3 protein-coding genes and 1 tRNA gene are annotated in these 3,916 nt (G+C 71.1%); 1 reads left to right on the forward strand and 3 read right to left on the reverse strand.

All coding sequences use genetic code 11. The annotated features are described in order from the left end of the window. Window positions 1–206 precede the first annotated feature (206 nt). Window positions 207–287 (forward strand) — tRNA-Leu (locus AC08ON_RS16850). A gap of 86 nt (window positions 288–373) precedes the next feature. On the opposite strand, the gene AC08ON_RS16855 is transcribed toward AC08ON_RS16850, so the two are convergent. From AC08ON_RS16855 to AC08ON_RS16865, 3 genes are read right to left on the reverse strand one after another with little or no spacing between them, the layout of a single operon-like run. Next, window positions 374–1,753 (reverse strand): site-specific integrase, encoded by a 1,380-nt coding sequence (locus tag AC08ON_RS16855; RefSeq protein ID WP_476608495.1) that lies wholly within the window; start codon window positions 1,751–1,753, stop codon window positions 374–376. Further along, window positions 1,750–2,034, reverse strand: coding sequence for a helix-turn-helix transcriptional regulator (locus AC08ON_RS16860; protein ID WP_476608496.1), 285 nt, complete (start codon window positions 2,032–2,034; stop codon window positions 1,750–1,752). The genes AC08ON_RS16855 and AC08ON_RS16860 overlap by 4 nt, the downstream gene beginning before the upstream one ends. 29 nt (window positions 2,035–2,063) lie before the next feature. After that, entirely contained in the window at window positions 2,064–3,809 is a 1,746-nt protein-coding gene (locus tag AC08ON_RS16865; protein WP_476608497.1) for a replication initiator, read from the reverse strand. Window positions 3,810–3,916: the final 107 nt, after the last annotated feature.

Genomic DNA, 3,916 nt, shown 5'->3' on the forward strand with positions numbered 1-3,916 from the left:
TTATCAGACGCCGATTCGACAACAGCTAACAGCCCCGTGAATGGCCCACTACGAAGGTTCGTGGCCGGGCTGGGGCAGCCTCCATGGCTACCCACGGTCGTCCACGGTCGTCCACGGTCGTCCACGGTCCCGGCGAGGATGCGGGGCATGACCCGGCGGGAGGCGGGGCGCCCCCCAGGTGAGGCGGTCGCTACTCTGGAGGTGACGCGGGAGTGGCGGAATGGCAGACGCAGCAGACTTAGGATCTGCCGCCTTCGGGCGTGGGGGTTCAAGTCCCCCCTCCCGCACCCGTTGAACGGCAGCGTTCTCGCAGGTCAAACACTCGCCCACCGTTCCCCCTCCGATCGTTTAGGCCAGTTTGGTCACGGATTGGTCACGCCCGAGCCGTGGCCGGGGTGGACGGTCGCGGTGTACGCGGGCCAGTGGCCGGACGGCCGGACGCAGGCGAGCCCGGTTCCCCGCCCTCGTCATCATCCGGGCCGTCATCATCGCCCGGGCGGTCGGAGTCGTCCGGGTCGGTCGCGCCGCCGTCGTCGGGCCGGTCCGCCTGGTCCTCGTCGGCCTGCCCGCCAGTGCCGAGGATGAGCCCGGCGACGACTTCCGCGGCATCGGAGTGCATGCCGGGCAGAACGTGACTGTAGATCTCCAGGGTGATCGTGATGCTGGCGTGCCCCAGCCGCTCGGAGACGACCTTGGGATGCACGTTGCTCGCAAGCGCCAGGGTTGCCCAGGTATGTCGCAGGTCGTGGAGCCGGATGACCGGCAGACCGAGGCGCCCCACCCACCGCAGGAACGCCCGGGAGATCCGTTCCGGGTGCATCGCCCGGCCGTCCCAGTGGGTGAAGACGAGATCAGCCTCTGGCTCCCTGCCGAGCAACACCAGTTCCTTCAGCTTGCGCTCCCGCAGATCACGCAGCGCCGTCACGGTGGCCACATCCAGCGCAATGACCCGCGTGCCGCGTACGGTCTTCGGGTCGCTGAACACCGGCACCCGGCCGGTGCCGGACGTGGTGACGTCGACGAGCGTCCGGCGGATCGAGATGCGCCCCGCGTCCAGGTCCACGGCCGACCAGGCGAGTCCCAGCGCCTCGCCGCGCCGCACGCCGGTGGTGGCAAGCAGCAGCCACAGGGCGTAGGTCGGTTCCTCGCGGGTGGCGTCGAGGAAGGTCCGGAGTTCGGCGTTCGTCCAGGTGCAGATCTTCGTGTGCCGGTCGGCCTGGGCCTTCCGCCGCGGCGGCTTGGTCCGGTCCGCCGGGTTGCGTGGGATCAGGTCCCATTCGACTGCCGTCTTCAGCGCACCCCGAAGGATCGTGTGGATGTAGAGCACGGTCCGCGGCGACAGCCCGTGCCCCCGGGCATGGTCAGCCCGGCCAGCCCGGAGCAACTCGGCGTAGAGGGCTTGCAGGGTAGCCGTGTCGAGGAGCTGGAGCCGCACCCCGCCGAGCCGGGGCAGGACATGCAGCCGCAGGTTCCGCCGATAGGACGCCAGGGTCGACGGCCGCAGCTCACCCTCGACTGCCGGAAGCCAGCGGGTCTCGATGAACTCCCGAACGGTCAGCCGGGATGGCTCGACATACGTGCCGGCCGCGAGCTTGCCGAGAAACTCCGTAAGCGCTGCCTGTGCCGCCTTCTTGGTCGCGAACCCACGCCGCCGAGCCTGCCGACGCGGCCCACCCGCTGCGGTGATGTCGACGACGAAGAACCACCTGCCGGAAGCGTCCTTCCGGACGCTGCCCTGACGGCCGGCACTCACGAGGCCGCCCGCCGATCGACGCCGAGCAGGTCGAGCAGCGCGACGGAAGGGATGCGGATCTTCCGGCTGGACAGCCGGATGACCGGAGTGGGCCACCGGCCGTCACGCACCATCTCGTAGGCCGCGGTCCGCCCGACGCCGAGGATGCGCGCTGCCGTGGGCAGGTCGAGCACGGCCGGAAGCCGGTAGAGGTCGTCGAGGGTGACGCCGTCGCCCTCACGTGGCTCCGCGGAGCCGGGTAGCGCCCGCACGGTCTGTGTATGGATCATTTGCTCAGACATGGGCAGTGCTCCAGTCGTGATAGCGAGGGTCAGGCCGCGTCGGAAAACCGTGGGGGACTGGTTGCCGGAAGATGACTCCCGCCAGCGGTGGCACGGGCGGCCGGGGGACCCGGCGCATCTTCGATGGGCCGGGCACGGAGTTGAGCGCGCCAGGCGTGGCGTTGGGCGACCGCGTGCAACAGCAGGTGTTCGCGGCGGGGCGCCGCTGGGTCGCCGGGGCGCAGGAGGTGCCAGGCCGTCCGGTCCGGGTTTGGCTCGGCACCGGAACCGGCGTCGCCGCCGAGCGCTTCGAGCTGCTGGCGGATGAACGCGATCCGGTCGTGACGGTGGTCGGTGAGGGTCTTGCCGGACCATCGGCGCGAGACCAGCACCCGCCGGCCGCCGAAGCCGAGCGTCTCCCGCCGGTGCGCCTTCCCCTTGCACCGCCCCGGGACGAGGCCGGGCCGGGCGCTGCGCGGCTGGACGCCGTAACGCAGCCAGTTCGCGCAGGTCGGGGAGCACGGCTCGTGCCGCAGGGCATCGGCGAACCGGTCGACGTGGGCCCGATGCGCGTCGCTGGCCAGGTCATGGCAGGCGTCAAGACTTTTGGTCAAATACTTGGTGAGGTAGCCGATCATCCGGCCGGTCTGCGTGCTGTTCGCGGTCACGCCGTCCGCGCGGAGCTGCGGGCCGAAGCGGACGACGTGGGCGGGTTCGTCGTGCTCGCCGATCGCGTCGAGTGCGTCATCCCAGGCCGCCAGGGGCAGGCCGGTGTCCGGGTCGACGTAGCCGCCGGCCGCGTCATCCCAGACGGGCACGTGACCGTCGAGGTAGACCGGTTGGTCGGACGGTGGCCACCACACCTGGTGGTAGGTGGCAGCCGCCACCAGGCGCAGCATCGCCCGCGGCACGGTCCCGCGGATCGCCGCGTGCAGGTGGGGCGCCAGACGGCGTTGCGGTTCGAGCGCGGCGAAGTACTGGACGTCCCAGCCGACCGCCCGGCGCAGGTTCTGCCAGAAGCGGTCCAGCAGCTTCGGGAAGTGGATCGCGTCCCGCGCCGCCCGCCGGTAGTCGTACGAACTCGGGTCCACCGGGGTCCCATCCGAGCGAACCCGGCCGTAGCTGTCGCAGGTCAGCGTCAAGAACATCGACGGCCGCCACACTGTGCCGTCCGGGGCGCTGAACGTCCGGCCGACCGTGCGCCGCTCCACCGGCAGCCGAGGCAGGTCGGGGGCATCCTGCCGCCGACGCGTCGAGCGGCTCCGGCGAGGACGATCACGGTTCTCCGGCGCTGCCTTCCCCCGCACGCCCAGTGCGTTCAGCTCGTCGTCGACCTGGCCGATCAGCTCGTCGATCTCCCCGACCTGCGCCAGGTCCCCGGCCGCCTCCACATCCGCCCGCGCGGATTCGAGGTCCGCGCGCAGGGAGGCAAGGGCCTTGGCCTCGTCGGTGGGCGGATCGGGGGCGGGCAACGGTTCGTCGTCGAGGTGCCAGCCGGTCTTGCACTGCGCCATCCGCAGCCGGCGGGCTTTCTCCGCACACGGAGGACATGCCGATGCCAGGGTGGCGCCGCAGGGAACGGGGATGATCTGCGTCTCGCCGGTGTCCAGGTTGGTGCGGCGCATCGGCATCGGCCGGATACACACGCCGTTCTCCAGCGCGACGGCTTCGACGACGTGGCGGGCGAGCGGCATCCGCATGCGCGCCGCCCGGGAACCCGGACGCTCGCTGCCCCGGTCAGGGTCCGGGGTGGCGGCGGCCGGGGCGGGGTCGGGAGTGAGGGACGAGACGGTCACTCGGGTGGTACCTCCGGTCAGACGAGGGGACGGGTAGCGGTGGTACCGCGCCGGTCAGACATCCCATGTTTTTGGCTGTCAAGCGGCGAGGTTGAGTGTTACGGTTT

This window comes from Frankia sp. CoWAU3, assembly GCF_977971855.1.